Source organism: Flavobacterium sp. AED, from assembly GCF_000812945.1.
GTDB lineage: Bacteria > Bacteroidota > Bacteroidia > Flavobacteriales > Flavobacteriaceae > Flavobacterium.
Genome location: NZ_JSYM01000003.1, coordinates 318,109 through 336,197, shown reverse-complemented (window position 1 = coordinate 336,197; position 18,089 = coordinate 318,109). Strand labels below are relative to the sequence as shown.

The 18,089-nt window shown below is 32.1% G+C and carries 15 protein-coding genes and 1 pseudogene; all 16 read left to right on the top strand.

Annotation, left to right across the window (positions count from 1 at the left end; translation table 11 throughout):
• Window positions 1–34: 34 nt before the first annotated feature.
• On the top strand, window positions 35–655 hold the full coding sequence (gene recR, locus OA85_RS12995) for a recombination mediator RecR (protein WP_039110334.1): 621 nt from the start codon (window positions 35–37) through the stop codon (window positions 653–655).
• A gap of 71 nt (window positions 656–726) precedes the next feature.
• Window positions 727–1,518 (top strand): polysaccharide biosynthesis/export family protein, encoded by a 792-nt coding sequence (locus OA85_RS12990; RefSeq protein ID WP_039110206.1) that lies wholly within the window; start codon window positions 727–729, stop codon window positions 1,516–1,518.
• A 15-nt stretch (window positions 1,519–1,533) separates the two neighbouring features.
• Window positions 1,534–3,999 (top strand): polysaccharide biosynthesis tyrosine autokinase, encoded by a 2,466-nt coding sequence (locus OA85_RS12985; protein WP_039110205.1) that lies wholly within the window; start codon window positions 1,534–1,536, stop codon window positions 3,997–3,999.
• Between the two features lie 27 nt (window positions 4,000–4,026).
• Complete coding sequence (locus OA85_RS12980; protein ID WP_039110204.1) at window positions 4,027–5,010, top strand: SDR family oxidoreductase; 984 nt, start codon at window positions 4,027–4,029, stop codon at window positions 5,008–5,010.
• A gap of 55 nt (window positions 5,011–5,065) precedes the next feature.
• Window positions 5,066–6,457 (top strand): UDP-glucose 6-dehydrogenase, encoded by a 1,392-nt coding sequence (locus OA85_RS12975; RefSeq protein WP_039110203.1) that lies wholly within the window; start codon window positions 5,066–5,068, stop codon window positions 6,455–6,457.
• Between the two features lie 134 nt (window positions 6,458–6,591).
• On the top strand, window positions 6,592–7,056 hold the full coding sequence (locus OA85_RS12970; RefSeq protein ID WP_039110201.1) for a UpxY family transcription antiterminator: 465 nt from the start codon (window positions 6,592–6,594) through the stop codon (window positions 7,054–7,056).
• A 532-nt stretch (window positions 7,057–7,588) separates the two neighbouring features.
• Window positions 7,589–8,872, top strand: coding sequence for a nucleotide sugar dehydrogenase (locus tag OA85_RS12965; protein WP_039110200.1), 1,284 nt, complete (start codon window positions 7,589–7,591; stop codon window positions 8,870–8,872).
• A 50-nt stretch (window positions 8,873–8,922) separates the two neighbouring features.
• A complete protein-coding gene (locus OA85_RS12960) occupies window positions 8,923–9,930 on the top strand; it encodes a mannose-1-phosphate guanylyltransferase (RefSeq protein ID WP_039110199.1) in 1,008 nt (335 codons plus the stop codon).
• An 8-nt stretch (window positions 9,931–9,938) separates the two neighbouring features.
• Window positions 9,939–10,889 carry a GDP-L-fucose synthase gene (locus OA85_RS12955; protein WP_039110197.1) on the top strand — a complete coding sequence of 317 codons (951 nt, stop codon included), beginning with the start codon at window positions 9,939–9,941 and terminating at the stop codon, window positions 10,887–10,889.
• Between the two features lie 44 nt (window positions 10,890–10,933).
• Entirely contained in the window at window positions 10,934–12,055 is a 1,122-nt protein-coding gene (gene gmd, locus OA85_RS12950) for a GDP-mannose 4,6-dehydratase (protein WP_039110196.1), read from the top strand.
• 131 nt (window positions 12,056–12,186) lie between these two features.
• Window positions 12,187–13,551, top strand: coding sequence for a lipopolysaccharide biosynthesis protein (locus OA85_RS12945; protein ID WP_052257255.1), 1,365 nt, complete (start codon window positions 12,187–12,189; stop codon window positions 13,549–13,551).
• Between the two features lie 62 nt (window positions 13,552–13,613).
• Window positions 13,614–14,171: an acyltransferase gene (locus OA85_RS12940; protein WP_197056090.1), complete on the top strand. Its 558-nt coding sequence runs from the start codon at window positions 13,614–13,616 to the stop codon at window positions 14,169–14,171.
• 15 nt (window positions 14,172–14,186) lie between these two features.
• A complete protein-coding gene (locus tag OA85_RS12935) occupies window positions 14,187–15,527 on the top strand; it encodes an oligosaccharide repeat unit polymerase (RefSeq protein ID WP_039110194.1) in 1,341 nt (446 codons plus the stop codon).
• Window positions 15,528–15,713: 186 nt separating this feature from the next.
• Window positions 15,714–16,565 (top strand): glycosyltransferase family 2 protein, encoded by an 852-nt coding sequence (locus OA85_RS12930; protein WP_052257254.1) that lies wholly within the window; start codon window positions 15,714–15,716, stop codon window positions 16,563–16,565.
• Window positions 16,566–16,570: 5 nt separating this feature from the next.
• The gene (locus OA85_RS12925; protein WP_039110192.1) at window positions 16,571–17,473 is read left to right on the top strand and encodes a hypothetical protein; all 903 of its coding nucleotides are present in this window, start codon (window positions 16,571–16,573) and stop codon (window positions 17,471–17,473) included.
• A gap of 323 nt (window positions 17,474–17,796) precedes the next feature.
• Window positions 17,797–17,961 (top strand): annotated as a pseudogene (locus tag OA85_RS17635) (DapH/DapD/GlmU-related protein); the annotation flags it as partial.
• Window positions 17,962–18,089: the final 128 nt, after the last annotated feature.

Genomic DNA, 18,089 nt, shown 5'->3' with positions numbered 1-18,089 from the left:
GAACGTTCGGGACAAATTGACTACTTTTGCATTTATGGAATTTTCTTCAAAATTAATAGAGAAAGCAGTTAACGAAATGTCTCAGTTGCCGGGAATTGGCAAACGTACAGCGTTGCGACTAGTCTTGCATTTATTGAAACAACCCAAAGAGCAAACGGGTTTTTTGTCTCAAGCTTTGGTAACGATGCGTGAGGATATTAAATATTGTAATAGTTGTCATAACATATCGGATAGTGTTCTGTGTGAAATTTGTGCTAACAAAAGCAGAAATCATCAAATCATTTGTATCGTAGAAGATATTCGAGATGTAATGGCTATTGAGAACACTGGGCAATTTAGAGGTATTTACCATGTTCTTGGAGGGAAAATTTCGCCTATTGATGGAGTAGGGCCTAGTCAGTTAAATATTATTACATTAGTCGAAAAAGTGAAATCAGGAAGTGTAAGCGAAATTATTTTTGCGTTAAGCTCCACTATGGAGGGAGATACCACTAACTTTTATATTTATAAACAAATTGCCGATTGTGAAATAGTTATTTCAACAATTGCAAGAGGAATTTCAGTTGGCGATGAATTGGAATATGCTGATGAAGTAACCTTAGGTAGAAGTATATTGCATAGAGTTCCTTTTGAAAAGTCTTTTAAAAATAATTAATCCATTTAATGAATCGCCAGGCTTTTTAAATCGTAAATGAAAAGCTATATTTGTCGCTAAAAATATTGAAAATGAGCAAACCTGGACTCTATTTATTGCTAATTATTAGTGTGTTGTTTTCTTCTTGTATTTCAACTCAAGATTTAATCTACCTTCAAAAAAAGAATAACTCACAAGAAGATGCTTCTATTGCTGTTGTAGAGTCAAAACCATACAGGTTGCAAACTAATGATGTTTTGAGTATTACCATAAAAGCAATAGATCCAAAATTGGTAGGTATGTTTAGTCCTTCAAATGATGGGGCTACTGGAAGTAAATCAGAATCAGGATTGTATTTTGATGGTTTTACAGTTGATGATCATGGGAATATTAGAATTCCTGTTTTAGGAGAATTAAATGTTATTGGTTACACGTTGGATGAAATTAGAGTTAGAATTGAAAAGCAACTATTAGCGGAATATTTTAATAAAGAAGCGAATATTTTTGTTACCGTTAAATTAGCAGGTTTGCGTTATACTATCAATGGAGAAATTGGAGGACCTGGTACAAAAACATTGTTTCAAGATAACGTAACTATTATGGAAGCTATTGCAAATTCTGGGGATATTACTATTACCGGTAATAGAAAAGCAGTTACTATCATGAGAAAAACGCCTACAGGTGTTCAAATGCAGGATTTAGATCTTACTGATATAAATGTGATGAAATCACCATATTATTATTTACAACCGAATGATTATATTTATGTAAAACCACTCAAGCAGAAAACTTGGGGAACTGGAAAAACAGGGATAGAATCGTTAGGTACAATTATTACACTGTTATCATTGGCTACAACTACCTTTTTACTATTAAAAAAATAAAACAGAGTTCAAAAAATGTTAGATATAAAAGATTTTTCGATTTTTGAAAATCAAGTCAGTTTTGACTTCAAGGGATTCTTAATAAAAATCGGAAGTTATTGGAAATGGTTTTTGCTGAGTTTACTGATTACTTTTACAATTGCTTACCAAGTGAATATTCGTAAAGAAAAAATTTACGGTATGGAAACGCTTATTGCCGTAAAGGAAGAAAGTAATCCCCTTTTTACATCCAATACCAGTTTAGTTTTTAATTGGGGTGGAACTTCAGATCAGGTTCAAACCATTTCAACCACGTTACAATCCAGATCTCATAATGAGTTGGTTGTGGATAAATTACAGTATTATATTAATTACTTAGTTCAGGGTAAATACAATATGGAAGATGCGTATGGTGCTGTTCCTTTCTATGTAAATATTGATAAATCAAAAGGTCAATTAACGGGAAATCTTATTCGAATTAAATTTTTGAGTGAAAATGTATATGAGGTCAGAATTCCATTTGAAAATCAAAACGTTTCATTAATAACCTATTCTAATAATTCATACAGCAATACTGCAGTTGAAACAGGTGATTTTGTAAAAAAATATAAGGTAGGGGAACAAGTATCGTTGCCTTTTTTGAATTGGAAATTACAAATAAATGATAATCCTGGTTTTTATAAGGGGAAAGAATATTTTGTTCAATTTAATGATTTTAACGGAACAGTGTCTTCATATAAAGGCATAAATATTAAATCAGATGATAAAGGAGGTTCTATAATTACTTTGGGAATGCAAGGGACCAATAAGGCAAGAATGGTTGAGTATCTAAATGCGACTGTTAAGATGCTTATAAGAAGGCAATTAGATAGTAAAAATCAGTTTGCAACTAATACAATAGCTTTTATTGATAGCACATTGATTGCTATGGAATCTCAACTAAAAGAAACTGGAAATGAGTTGAAATCTTTTAGAAAAGATAAAAACATGTATGATGTTGAAGATGGTGGAGCTAAGTTTTCGGAAAAAATTCTAGAATTTGATGTTACGAAAGATGAAGTAACACGTAAAATGGCATACTATAATTCGTTAAAGTCATACCTGAAAAATAGCGTTGATTATTCTAAACTTCCAGCACCTTCAGTAGCAGGAATTGAAGATCCAAATGTTGTCGCAAATGTTTCAAGATTGATTGCATTGTCTACGCAAAGATCTGAAATGGCTTATGCTGTGAAGAGCGATAAAATATTTAAGGATTTTGATAATCAAATGGAGGCAGTAAAAAATGTTTTACTAGAAAATATTGCTACAGCCAAAGCTTCTTTGCAGTATGATTTAGCTATAGTAAGCAGTAAAATTAATGAAACAGAAAGTACGATAAAAAAACTTCCTGAAGATCAGCAAGAACTTATCAAGATTAAAAGAAAATATGATTTAAGTGATAATATTTACAGCACATTTCTTCAAAAAAGAAGTGAAGCTGATATTGTTAAAGCCGCAAATTTATCGGATATTCATTTTATAGATCCTGCAAAAGATGTTGGAGGAGGTCTTGTTGGTCCAAAAACATCTGTTAATTATGTATTGGCATTATTTCTGGGAATATTGTTTCCGTTACTTTTTGTATTTGCTATTTTCTTTGTCAATAATTCCATTCAAAATACAGAGGATATAAGTAAGTCAACACTAATTCCTTTAATAGGGGTTATTGGAGTAAATAAAGAGAATACTAATTTAGCAGTATATGATAAACCTAAATCAGCTTTATCTGAATCTTTTAGGGCTATTCGTTCTTCACTTCAATTTTTGTATAAACAACAACATGTGGATGGAGCCAAGACACTCATGATAACATCATCAGTAAGTGGTGAAGGAAAGACATTTTGTTCTATAAATATTGCTACAGTATTTGCTCTTAGTGAGAAAAAAACTGTAGTTATTGGTCTTGATTTAAGAAAACCGAAATTGGCTACTGAATTTAATTTATCCAATGAGGTGGGGATTGTAAACTATCTAATTAAGCAAAAAACAGTTGATGAAATCATAAATCATACTCATGTCCCCTATCTTGATGTTATTCTCTCTGGGCCAGTTCCTCCTAATCCTGCTGAAATGATAATGAGTGAAGGAATGAAAGAATTAATCGAAGAGTTAAAGAAAAAATACGATTATATTATATTAGATACACCTCCAGTTGGTTTAGTATCGGATGCGTTAGAATTAGCTCAATATTGTGATGTTACTCTATATATAGTAAGACAGAATTTTACTAAAAAAGAAATGATTACATTGTTAAACAACAGAGTTAAACGTGGGGAGCTAAATAATACCAGTATTATTTTAAATGGTTTTGAGAATAAAGCTAAATACGGTGCAGGTTATGGCTATGGTTACGGTTATGGCTATGGCTATGGAACGTATTCAAATGGATATCATGAAGAGGATAAACCAAAATCTATATTTGAAAAAGTATTAGATAAGTTTCATAAAAAAACGACATAAAAAAGGTTTTTTTAAAATTAAGAAAAGATGGAAGAAGAAGCAAAAAACACTATATTAATTACCGGAGGAGCAGGATTTATAGGGTCTAATCTTTGTGAATATTTTTTATCTAAAGGACATGAAGTTGTTTGTTTTGATAATTTTGCGACTGGATACAGACATAATTTAAAAGACTTTATTAATAATGTTAACTTTCGTTTAATAGAGGGAGATATTCGCAATGCAACTGATTGTCAAAATGCAGTAAAAGGAGTAGATTATGTTTTGCATCAGGCAGCTTTAGGCTCAGTACCCCGTTCTATAATTGACCCAGTTACAACTAATGATGTCAATGTTTCGGGGTTTTTAAATATGCTTGTGGCTTCTCGTGACGCCAAGGTAAAACGATTTATTTATGCTGCAAGTTCTTCCACTTATGGAGATTCTGTAGGGTTGCCAAAAGTAGAAGAGGTGATTGGGAAACCGCTCTCGCCTTATGCAATAACAAAGTATGTTAACGAATTGTATGCAGAAATATTCAGCAGAACCTATGGTTTAGAAACAATTGGATTGCGTTATTTTAATGTTTTTGGTCGGAAACAAGATCCTAACGGGGCTTATGCTGCTGTTATTCCAAAATTTGTAATGCAACTCATGCAATTGGAAAGTCCAAAAATAAATGGGGATGGGAACTTTTCTCGTGATTTTACTTACATTGATAATGTGATTCAAATGAATGAGTTAGCCATTCTTACGAAAAATCCAGATGCGGTAAATACCGTTTATAATACTGCTTATGGTGATAGAAATACATTAAACAACCTAGTTGATTATTTAAAGGAATTTTTATCTGTATATGATGAAAGAATTGCTGCTGTTGCAGTAGAATATGGACCAAACAGAGCTGGAGATATCCCACATTCTTTGGCAAGTATTGATAAGGCTAAAGCATTATTGGGTTATAATCCACACTATTCTATGCAGGAAGGCTTAAAAGAAGCAGTTAGCTGGTATTGGGATAATCTTAAATAAATATTTTTTGGAAAATTTAATCCATAAAATATAGTATAAATTGAAAAATTATAAAATGAAAATTACAAAAATTTGTTGCATCGGAGCAGGATATGTTGGTGGACCTACAATGGCCGTTATTGCTCAAAAATGTCCGCAAATTCAAGTTACAGTAGTCGATTTGAATGAAGAACGTATAGCAGCGTGGAATGATGAAAATATAGACAATATTCCCATTTATGAACCTGGATTAGATAAAATTGTTGCAGAAGCCAGAGGAAGAAATCTATATTTTTCTACTGATGTTGAAAAAGCAATTGACGAAGCTCAAATCATCTTTATATCCGTAAATACTCCTACTAAAACTTATGGAAAAGGGAAAGGGATGGCTGCTGATCTAAAATATATTGAATTGTGTGCGAGACAAATAGCCAGAATATCGAAAGATAATAAAATAGTTGTTGAAAAATCAACACTTCCAGTAAGAACAGCTGAAGCGATCAAAAGTATTCTTGATAATACCGGTAACGGTGTTCAGTTTCAAATTCTTTCTAACCCTGAGTTTTTGGCTGAGGGAACGGCGGTTCAAGATTTATTAAATCCAGATAGAATATTAATCGGTGGAGATCCTTCAGCAGAAGGTCAAAAAGCGATACAAGCACTTGTTGATGTTTATTCGAATTGGGTTCCTGCAGAAAAAATATTGACCACTAATGTATGGTCATCAGAATTATCAAAATTGACTGCGAATGCCTTTTTAGCACAACGAATTTCTTCAATTAATGCAATGTCAGAGCTTTGTGAAAAAACTGGCGCTGATGTGAATGAAGTTGCCAGAGCCATAGGAATGGATAGCAGAATAGGGTCAAAATTCTTGAAAGCATCTGTTGGATTTGGCGGTTCTTGTTTCCAAAAAGATATATTGAACTTGGTTTACATCGCAAAATCCTATGGATTGAATGAAGTGGCTGATTATTGGGAGCAAGTAATTATAATGAATGATCATCAAAAAAGACGTTTCTCTAACAATATAGTTCAAACCCTTTACAATACGGTTTCTGATAAAAAAATAACCTTTCTGGGTTGGGCTTTCAAAAAAGATACTAATGATACCAGAGAATCAGCAGCCATTTATGTTGCCGATGATTTGATAAATGAACATGCAAAAATTGCGGTTTATGACCCAAAAGTATCCAGAAAAAAAGTTCTCGCTGACTTGGATTATTTAGAAACTAGAGCCGCTTCAACGAATGCAGTCAGTGTTCTTTCGTTTGATAGTCCTTATGAAGCATGTACCGATGCACATGCAGTAGCGGTACTTACTGAATGGGATGAATTTGTACAGTATGACTGGCAAAAAATATATGACTCTATGCAAAAACCAGCATTTGTCTTTGATGGAAGAAATATTCTAGATGGTCCAGCTTTAGAGGCGATTGGCTTTGTCTATCAGGGAATTGGGTCTTAAATTATGATGCAATTAGAGTTTAGCAACATCATTAAGAATGTGCTGATTTTGCTAATTGTTTTTTATAAAACAGACTTAAAAATAAAATACAAATAAATAAAGAATTATATTTTTATTTCAATACAAAATGCAAGATGAATTGGTATGTAGTGTATACAAAACCTAAATGGGAAAAGAAAGTAGCGGAACAATTAAAAAAAAACGGAATCGAATGCTATTGTCCTTTGATTACACAAGTCCGCCAATGGTCTGATAGAAAAAAGAAGGTAGAAGTGCCTCTTTTTAATTCTTATGTTTTCGTTCAATTGCCAGAAGCCGACAGGAATTTAGTGTTTCAATCAGCAGGAGCCGTACGCTATTTATTTTGGCTAGGAAAACCGGCAATAGTGAGAGATGAAGAAATTAATATTATTAAAAAAGGGCTTGATGGTTCTGATACTTGTGAAGTTTCTTTAGTTCCATTTCAAGTTGGTGATAAAATTGAACTGGATTCAGGACCATTTTCAACACAAACTGCAATAGTTCAAGAAGTAAATAAGACCCACTATATTCTTGTTTTGGAATCATTAGGATGTGTTTTGAAAATGAAATTCAAGTAGAAAGCAAGTTCGGTTATTTTTAATACTAAGAAGTGTATTTTTTTATCCCTTTTTTCGAATCAATTCTGTTTTAATTTTTTTTGAATAATTACATCTAATAATTCAAATTACAAAGAATAGATTTGTTTAAGAGGGGTGTAAATTTGAGAAGGTCAGTTTTTGAAGAATCACTGTGATTTTATAATGAAGTGCTCTAAGTAATAGTATATATTGATTAGAGCACTTTTAATTGGATTTTAAAACCCAGTTTCTATTAGTCAAATTATTTAATAACCTGTTTTTTTCTAACTATATGGTACCTGAAATCATGTATCATTTGCTTTTTATTATATATTGATTTATAGTATGTTATGTTTTTGAATGTTATAAAACAATAATTTTGCAACATTCAAATATTAAAATACAATAAAAGTACTGGTCTATATGCCTATATTTGCACACAAAAAATATTTCGATTTCAACTCATTTGTGTGAGTTTGAAACGCGAAGCGGTGCATTAAAATTAACATTAGCGAATTAAATTTTTTAATAAATGAGTTCAAATATAAAAATAGCGGTAATTGGTCTGGGTTATGTAGGGTTACCATTAGCGCGGTTATTTGCAACAAAATACGCTGTTGTTGGTTTCGATATTAATGCATCCAGAGTAGCTTCGTTACAATCTGGTACTGATACTACTTTTGAAGTTTCTGATGCTGTATTGCAAAAAGTACTTCTTCAAAAAAACAGTGATGCTGTAGGTTTATATTGCTCTACGGTTATAGAAGATATTGCGGCTTGTAATTATTATATCGTAACTGTTCCCACTCCGGTGGATAAAAACAATCGTCCTGATTTAACTCCTTTGTACAGATCCAGTGAAGCGGTTGGATCCGTTTTAAAAAAGGGAGATATTGTTATTTATGAATCTACTGTATACCCAGGTGTTACTGAAGAGGAGTGTGTGCCTGTATTAGAAAGAGTTTCGGGATTGCAATTTAACGTTGATTTTTTTGCTGGATATTCTCCTGAGCGAATTAATCCCGGCGATAAAGAACATACTGTAGAAAAAATATTGAAAATTACTTCAGGATCTACTCCTGAAATTGGGGAACGCGTGAATGCTTTGTATCAATCTGTTATTACAGCAGGAACACACTTAGCCCCTTCCATAAAAGTTGCTGAAGCCGCTAAAGTAATAGAAAATTCCCAACGGGACATTAATATTGCTTTTGTGAACGAACTGGCTAAAATATTTAATTTAATGAATATTGATACCCAGGCTGTTTTAGAAGCGGCAAAAACCAAATGGAATTTTCTGCCTTTTAAGCCTGGATTAGTTGGAGGTCATTGTATCGGTGTTGATCCTTATTATTTAGCACAACGGGCCCAAGAATTTGGGTACCATCCGGAAATTATTTTGGCCGGACGGCGATTGAATGATAGTATGGGAGATTATGTAGCTTCTCAGGTTGTAAAGCTGATGATTAAAAAGGGGATTTCGGTCAATGGAGCAACGCTCTTAATGCTTGGAATTACTTTCAAAGAAAACTGTCCTGATGTACGCAATACAAAAATTGTTGATGTCATTGCTGCTTTGGCAGATTATGGAATTACTGTAACAGTATATGATCCTTTAGCGAACCCTATGGAGGTCAAAAAAGAATATGATTTAATAACTACTGATGTATTACCCGATCAAAAATTTGATGCCGTAGTTTTAGGTGTTGCACACCATCAATTTCTGACTATTGATATTTCAAAATTGCAAAATAACATCAGTTTATTGTATGATGTAAAAGGTGTTTTAGGAAATGCAGTTGATGGCAGATTATAAATAATATAGAATTAAAGAAAGCAGATATAGCAAAGATTTAAAAGTAAAGCATGGAAAAAAAGCATTCAATTACGCATGTCATTCTTACCGGTGGAGTTGGGAGTAGGTTATGGCCTTTATCCAGAAAGAGCCAACCTAAACAGTACCTTGATTTGTTTGATGGGAAATCGTTATTCGAGATGACTGTGGAACGCAACCGTAATGTAGCAGATAAAATTATGGTAGTGGGTAATATTGATAATTGCCATCTCAGCAGGAAAGTGATGGAGAAATCGAATACTCCCTACGTAGACATAATTGAATCCACTCCAAGAAATACTGCTGCTGCTATTGCTTTTGCTGCTTTTGCTTCTGATCCGGAGGATATTTTAATTGTAACGCCATCCGATCATATTATTGATGAAATGAAAAATTATGATTTGGCTATTCAAGAAGCTATAGATAAAGCTTCAAAAGGCTATATTGTCACTTTTGGAATTGTTCCCACTAAGCCTGAAATAGGATATGGATATATTGAACGAAAAGGTGATGATGTGATTTCTTTTAGAGAAAAGCCCAATCAAGTTACGGCAAAAGATTTTATTGCCAAAGGAAATTTTCTTTGGAACAGTGGGATGTTTTGTTTTAAAGCTGGGGTCTTTCTAGAAGAATTAAAATTGTTTAAACCTGAAGTATATGAAAAATCTAAAATAGCTTGGGATAGGAATAACAATGGAAATTTAGATTTAGAGTTGTCACTTGAAATTCCTTCTATCAGTATTGATTATGCTGTTATGGAAAGAAGTAAAAAAATAAAGGTTGTACCCTCCACATTCATTTGGTCTGATTTGGGTTCTTTTGAATCCGTTTATGATTATTTAGTTTCTACAGGACATCCAGTTGATAAAAATGGCAATATGGTGATTGGAACCAGTAATTATACCGCTTTTGTAGGATTGAAAAATACTATTTTCGTTTATACAGATACCGCTAATTTAATTTTGCATAAAGACAGTTCCCAAGACGTCAAAAATATATATAATGAGCTGGAAAGAGAAAATCCAGATTTGTTAAATTAAATAAAAACATGGATAAAGCGACTAAAATTTACATAGCGGGACATAATGGTATGGTAGGAAGCGCCATCTGGAGAGCGCTATCAACTAAGGGGTATACCAATTTGATTGGAGCTTCCAGTACCGAATTGGATCTAAGGAATCAACAAGCCGTAAAAGATTTCATGGCTAAAGAAAAACCGGAAGTCATTATTGATGCTGCGGCAAAAGTGGGTGGTATATTAGCTAACAATAATTTTCCGTATCAATTTATTATGGAGAATATGCAAATCCAGAATAATTTAGTCGATACAGCCTTACAAACAGGTGTAGAAAAATTTATTTTTCTGGGAAGTTCTTGCATCTATCCCAAATTAGCACCGCAACCGCTAAAAGAAGAATACCTGCTTACAGATACTTTAGAACCCACTAATGAATGGTATGCTATTGCCAAAATTACCGGGGTGAAAGCCTGTCAGGCTATCCGAAAGCAATTTGGAAAAGACTATGTGAGTCTGATGCCAACCAATTTATATGGCACCCATGATAATTTTGATTTGAATTCCTCACATGTTTTACCGGCTATGATCCGTAAGTTTCACGAGGCAAAGGTAAATAATAATGCGCCAGTTACGCTTTGGGGTAGTGGTACGCCTATGAGAGAATTTCTTTTCGTAGATGACATGGCTCAATCAGTAGTGTTTGCTTTGGAAAACATACTGCCAGATTATTTGTATAATGTGGGGACAGGAGAAGATTTGACCATCAAGCATTTGGCTGAAACGATTCAAAAGATAACGGGACATCAAGGCGATATCATTTGGGATGCTACTAAACCAGACGGTACCCCACGAAAATTAATGGATATATCCAAAATGCATGCATTGGGATGGAAACACCAAGTACGATTGGAAGAGGGAATACAGAAAACCTATGACTGGTTTTTGGGAAATATTGAAAACGTAAAAAAAATAAAACTATAAATTGAGTATAGAAAGACTTGATTATTAAACAACAAAGTAAAATTATGGCTGCACAAAAAATAGCATTTATTACCGGAGTAACAGGACAAGATGGGGCATACCTTAGTGAATTTTTACTAAAAAAAGGATATATTGTTCATGGATTAAAAAGACGTTCTTCATTGTTTAATACGGACAGAATTGACCATTTATACCAAGATCCACATGTAGACCACCGTAATTTTTTCTTGCATTATGGCGATATGACGGATGGAACTAACCTGATTCGTTTGATCCAAGAAATCCAGCCTGACGAAATCTATAATTTGGCGGCAATGAGTCATGTGGCTGTTTCTTTTGAAACTCCTGAATATACCGGTAATGCTGATGGATTAGGAACTTTACGGATACTTGATGCGGTTCGTTTGTTAGGATTAGAAAAAAAGACCCGTATTTATCAAGCTTCTACTTCTGAATTGTATGGTAAAGTACAAGAAGTACCACAATCAGAAACAACACCGTTTTATCCACGATCTCCTTATGCTGTTGCTAAAATGTATGCCTTTTGGATTACGGTTAACTATAGAGAAGCTTATGGTATGTATGCTTGTAATGGTATTTTATTTAACCATGAATCGCCTATTCGTGGAGAGACTTTTGTAACGCGTAAAATTACTCGAGCCACTTCCAGAATTGCTTTGGGATTACAAGATAAATTGTATTTAGGAAATCTTGATGCCAAACGTGACTGGGGTCATGCCAAAGATTATGTACGTATGATGTGGATGATTTTGCAAGCAGATGAAGCAGAGGACTGGGTTATTGCCACTGGAAAAACTACCCCTGTTCGTGATTTTGTACGCATGAGTTTTGCTGAGGTTGGTATTGAATTAGAGTTTAAAGGAGAAGGTGTTGATGAAAAAGGGTATGTTAAAGCGTGTACTAATCCTGAATTTCAATTGGAAATAGGAAAAGAAGTATTAGCAGTTGATCCTAAATATTTCCGACCAACTGAAGTTGATTTGTTGATAGGAGACCCTACTAAAGCAAGAACTAAATTAGGTTGGGAATGTAAATATGATTTACCAGCCTTGGTTAAAGATATGATGCAAAGTGATTTAAAGTTGATGCAGAAAGACCAGTACTTGAAAGATGGTGGTTACACTACTTTGAATTATTTTGAGTAATTTCTTGTTTTTTTGTTTAAAAATAAAAGAGTCATAAATTAACTTTTAAATGTAAAACAGATTAAATCTACTTCTTTGTTATTTATTGATGGAGTAGATTTATTTCACAATTTTTAAAATATATATTATAATTGAAACAAACAATTCAAAAAATCTATTCTAAAATTGGAATAAAAAGTGATCGCACAAAAAATATCACAAAACATGTCCTAGTGTCTTTTGTTTATAAGGGTGGTAGTATACTTACTTCTTTTTTAATGGTTCCTCTAACCATTAATTATCTTGATACTGAAAATTATGGAATATGGCTTACGTTGAGTTCCTTCATCGCTTGGTTCTCCTTCTTTGATATTGGTTTAGGAAATGGATTGCGAAATAAATTTGCGGAATCTAAAGCTAAAGGTGATTTGACCTTAGCCAAAGCTTATGTTAGCTCTGCTTATTTTACAATTGGAAGTGTTTGTTTACTTTTAGTAATAGTGTTTTTTGGACTAAATTTTTTTATAGATTGGCCTCGAGTATTTAATGCAAATGCTACATTGCAAAATGAGCTTGGAATACTCATGCCTATAGTTTTTTCTTTTTTTTGTTTGCAATTGGTGGTTAAACTTATAACTACAATTTATACAGCTGATCAACACCATTCTATGCAAGGAAAAATTAATTTTTTTACTTCTGTAGCGTCTTTATTAGCAATTTGGGTAATGACTCGTACATCACAAAGTTCTTTATTGATTTTTGGTGCTGTTTTTTCAGGTTTACCCGTTTTAATACTACTGTGGCTAAATTTTTTTGCGTTTTCAAAAACATACAAAGAATATAGACCTACTCTTTCTTTATGGAAAAAAGAATATTTAAGGGATATTTTTGGATTGGGAATAAGTTTCTTTTTTATTCAGATGGCATGGATTGTAATAACAACTACTGATAATATGATAATTTCACAGTTATTTTCACCAAAAGAAGTTGTTCCATTCAATTTGGCATTTAAGCTGTTTAGTATATCAACAATGCTTTTTACAATTATTGTGACTCCTTATTGGTCAACATTTACCGAAGCGTATTTAAAAAAAGATTATAGTTGGATTAAATGTTCCATGGGGAATTTAAAAAAAATTGTAATTCTTTTTTGTTTATTTTGCTTTATCCTACTTTGTTTTTCCAGTTTGTTATATAAAATTTGGATAGGAAAAAATATTGATGTTTCGTTTAGAATTAGTTTGTTGATGTGTATTTATACTTGTCTAATAATATATTTAACGCCTCTGAATTATTTTATTAATGGTGTTGGCAAAATAAAATTACAATTATATCAAACTATATTAATGGGTATCCTTAATATTCCTGTTTCAATATTTTTTGCCTCATATTGTGATTTGGGCTCTGCAGGAGTGATACTTGGAACTATAATATGTATACTTCCAAGTGTTTTTCTTTCTACGATTCAATATAATAAAATTATTAATCAAAGAGCCATTGGCTTATGGAATAAATGACTTTGATGCAAAAAATATTTGTTATTTTAACTAAAATGTTATGCCGGGTAAGACATTATATATTGAAACCAATTGATTGGTTATTTTGTTATTATGTATTGTATTCTAGTGGGGTAAAATTTAGTACTTTTAAATGTAGTGGAATTCCAAAAATATACATTACTCTTGGGGGGAGATGTATTATTGGATCTAACTTCAAAATAAATAATAGAGAATCATCGAATCCAATTGGTCGTTTCAATTCATGTAGTATTGTTGTAGAAAAAAAAGGAGTTATTCAAATTGGTAATAACGTCGGAATGAGTTCAACAGCAATAGTATGCCATGAAAGAATAGAAATCGGTGATAATGTGAATTTTGGAGGAAATGTTGCAATATATGACACGGACTTTCATAGTCTAAATCCTCAGGATCGTTTAATACGTTCATTGGATGTGGCTGGTACAAAAACAAAACCAATTAAAATAGGCAACAATGTTTTCATTGGTGCACATACAACCATCCTTAAAGGTGTTTCCATAGGTGATAATGCTATTGTTGGAGCCTGTTCGGTTGTTACAAAAAATATTCCTGCCAATGAAATTTGGGCAGGAAATCCTGCTAAATTTATAAGATTATAAATTAAAAATAATAGCTTGAAATCAAAAACACATATAAAAAAGTTTTTCCCTTATATATTAATTATTTTATTTAATAGTTTTCTTTTATTATTATATCCAGAAAATTCTGTTCAATTAATTCCGAATGAATTAATTTTAGGATGTTTAATAATTTTTTTTTCAATAACCAAAATGAAAAATTTATTTAATAAAATAATTTCAATTTCATGGTTGTTCTTTTATTTTTTAGGAATTTTAAATATAAATAGCATAAAATTAAAAACTGATATTTGGAATTTGGATTCATATAACGCTTCATTTTTATATCTATGTTGTTTGTTAATTTTTACATTAAGTCTTACATTTTTCGAAAAATTTAAGGTAAAACAAATAAAATTTAAAGATGATTTGAATATTTTATTTGGAAGTCCTTTTACTTATATTCTAATCATATTTCCTATTTTATTACTAATTAGTATTTATGGGAGTATTGGTTTTCTTCCAATTTTGTCTGGGCAAAGCTTTGTAAATGAAATGTATGAATACAACTATGGAGTTCTTTATAATTATAAATTTATAACTGTTTATAGTTTTTGTTTAGTTTTTTTTCTTTACAAAAAGAAAAAATGGGTTATTATTTCATCCTTGTTTATTCTATTTTTATTATTTGTGGTGTCGGTTGATGGAAAAAGATTCATTCTGTTATTAAGTCTTTTAACTTTAGTACCAATATCAATAATGTTAAGAGATAGTAATTCTAAAATTACTTTTAATAGAAAAGAATTTAACAATACACCGGTTATTTTATCTTTTTCCACCGTTGGGATTGTTTATATTCTTCTTAATATTTTAAGGACAGGTGGGGATATAAAAGAATCTCTTAATTTATTGGTAGAAAACATACCATTTGGAGTTGAATTTAAAGATTATGTTCATTCTTTTAATACTTATTCTAATCAAACAATTAAAAATTACAATTTTGAATGGAGTGCATTTGGATCTTTTATGAACTCATCCTCACTTGAACTGCTTAATTTGAATAAAGATGAATTATATCAAATGGGAAGTCAACATGCCTTCATGAATTTATATAATGAAGTTTTTGGAATTAGAATTGGTATTGTTGGTGAATTATATTTTGCATATGGTTTATTTGTTTTGCCAATTATGGTAATTATTGCCTTTTTTGCAAACCGCATTTCACAAAGAATATTAAATCCGAAATCGTATTTTAATTTAATTCAAAATTCAATATTATTTGGTCTTTTTGTTTTACTAATAAATGGTCAAGCTACAGTCTTTTTTGGAACACTTACAATAATGATTTACACATATTTTATTTATCTCGTCAGTAGTCTATTGATTTCAAAAAAGTGACTTACTTAAATAATATGTATAAGTGAAGTGAATAATAGAACTGTAAGTGTAATACTCTTGTTTAAATCTAATGACTTTAGGCCACTATTATATGATAAAAAGTATCTAACTCTCATAAACTGTTTCATACTCATTACTCGAAAAATACTTTTAATACAGCTATAAAATAACTTATTTAAAATCATAATGACATCCATATCAACTATAGCCGTCTTACTCACTTGCCACAACCGAAAAGAGAAAAGCTTGCAATGTCTAAAAGCTTTGTATGAGCAACAAGGTTTAGTAGTTGATTTCAAACTGGAAGTGTTTTTGGTCGATGATGGTTCGACGGACGGAACCGCTTTAGCGACAAAAAATCAATTCCCTTCAGTTAATGTCATTCAAGGTAATGGTAATCTCTATTGGAACCAGGGAATGCGCCTAGCATGGAAAACTGCAGCCGCAACAAAAGACTATGATTTTTATTTTTGGCTGAATGATGATACTCTTTTGGATATAAATGCATTAGTAAATCTGATTGAAACTTATAACCTTGCAACTAGCCTTGACCAAAAAGAAGTAATCATTACTGCTGCTTGCAGAACTGCACTGGAGTACGATATTTTTTCCTATGGAGGAAGAATCGAAACAGGTCCGGTGGTACCCAATGGAAGTCCTCAACGATGTAAATACATTAATGGCAACGCCGTACTGATTTCAAAAGCAATTTATAAAGAACTAGGCAATTTATGCAATGACTATACACATGGAATGGGTGATTTTGATTATGGTTTACGCGCCTTAAAAGCCGACTTTGGGTGTTACACAACAAGTGACTATGTAGCAACCTGTCCTCCTAACGAGGGTATTCCAGGTTGGTGTAATCCAAACTTCCCTTTAAAAAAACGTTGGAAATTATTGCATTCTCCACTCGGATTGAATATTAGAGAATATATCAAGTTTAGAAAGAAATTTTGGGGCAGTCAATGGATCAATTTTGCTATTAAAGCTTATGCCAAAATGATCAGTCCTAAATTATATCAAAAAATATCATAATACAAATGGAAGATTTTGCTCCCATAGTCCTCTTCACTTATAAACGCCTTGATACTTTAAAGCAAACAGTAGAAGCTCTCAAAAAAAATAATCTAGCCTCACAGTCTGATTTGTATATTTTTTCAGATGCTGCTCGCGGGGATCAAGATGCGGAAGGTGTTGATAAAGTTAGAAATTATATTAAGTCAATTGATGGCTTTAAAACGGTAACGATATATGAGTCTCTATTGAATAAAGGATTGGCCAGTTCAATTATTGAAGGAGTTACTGAAATTTTAAAAATTCATGAAACGGTTATTGTTTTGGAAGATGATTTAGTAAGTACTAATAACTTTTTAGACTTTATGAATCAATCTCTTGATGATTTTAAAAATGAAGATAAAGTGTTTTCTATTTCTGGCTTTTCATTCAACTTGCAAATCGATGATGAGTATATTTATGACACTTATTTTTTAAATAGAGGATGGTCATGGGGTTGGGCAACCTGGCGAGATAGATGGGAAAAAATTGACTGGGAGATTCAGGACTACAGTGAGTTTGTCAAGGATAGTAATGCACAAAAAACATTTTCAGAAGGAGGCTCAGATTTAAATGGGATGCTAAAAAAACAAATGAATGGTAAACTTGATTCTTGGGCTATAAGGTGGTTTTATAACCAGTTTAAATGTAAAGGATTAACGGTTTACCCAGTAGAGTCAAAGATTCTTAACGAAGGATTTGGTGTCAATGCAACGCATACAAAAGGTTCGCCAAGACGATATATGCCCTTTTTGGATACAAACAACAAAAGAACTTTTGTACATCCTTTAGTAGTAGAAATAACAGGGGAAGCCCAACAAAAATTCCAAATTAAAATGGGTTATTTTTCTCGATTAAAATCTAAAATTGAAACTTTTATAGGCCTATGATTTTAATTAAGTTTTTGAAAAAAATAAGAAATATATACCTTGTAGATGTAAAATATCGAAAATATTCAATAGGTACTGGTTTCCATTCAGGAGTTCGAGTACGACTTTGGGCTAAATCAACGTTGAAGATTGGAAAAAATTTTTATATCGGCAGGGACTCATTTATTGAGACTGATTGTTCTATTGGTGACAACGTAATTTTTGGAAATAAGGTAGCTGTAGTAGGCAAGTATGACCATCATTATCAACAAATAGGAGTGCCAGTTAGATTGGCTTCAGCTATGCGGGATGCCGATTACTCGTGGAAAGGTTTGAACCTTGTTACTAGGATTGGTAATGATGTATGGATAGGATATGGGGCTACTATAGTTCAGGGAGTTCAAATTAATGATGGAGCTATTATAGCTGCAGGTTCAGTGGTTACAAAAGACGTAGAACCTTTTAGTATTTACGGAGGTAATCCAGCAAAAAAAATTGCAAATCGTTTCGAATCTGCGGAAGATTTAGATGAGCATTATAGAATATCTTTTGGCAAATAATTTGAAACTACAAATAAAAGAAGTAAATTGTTTTAACTAATTAACTTCAAATTATAATAAATTCTAAATTTATTTAT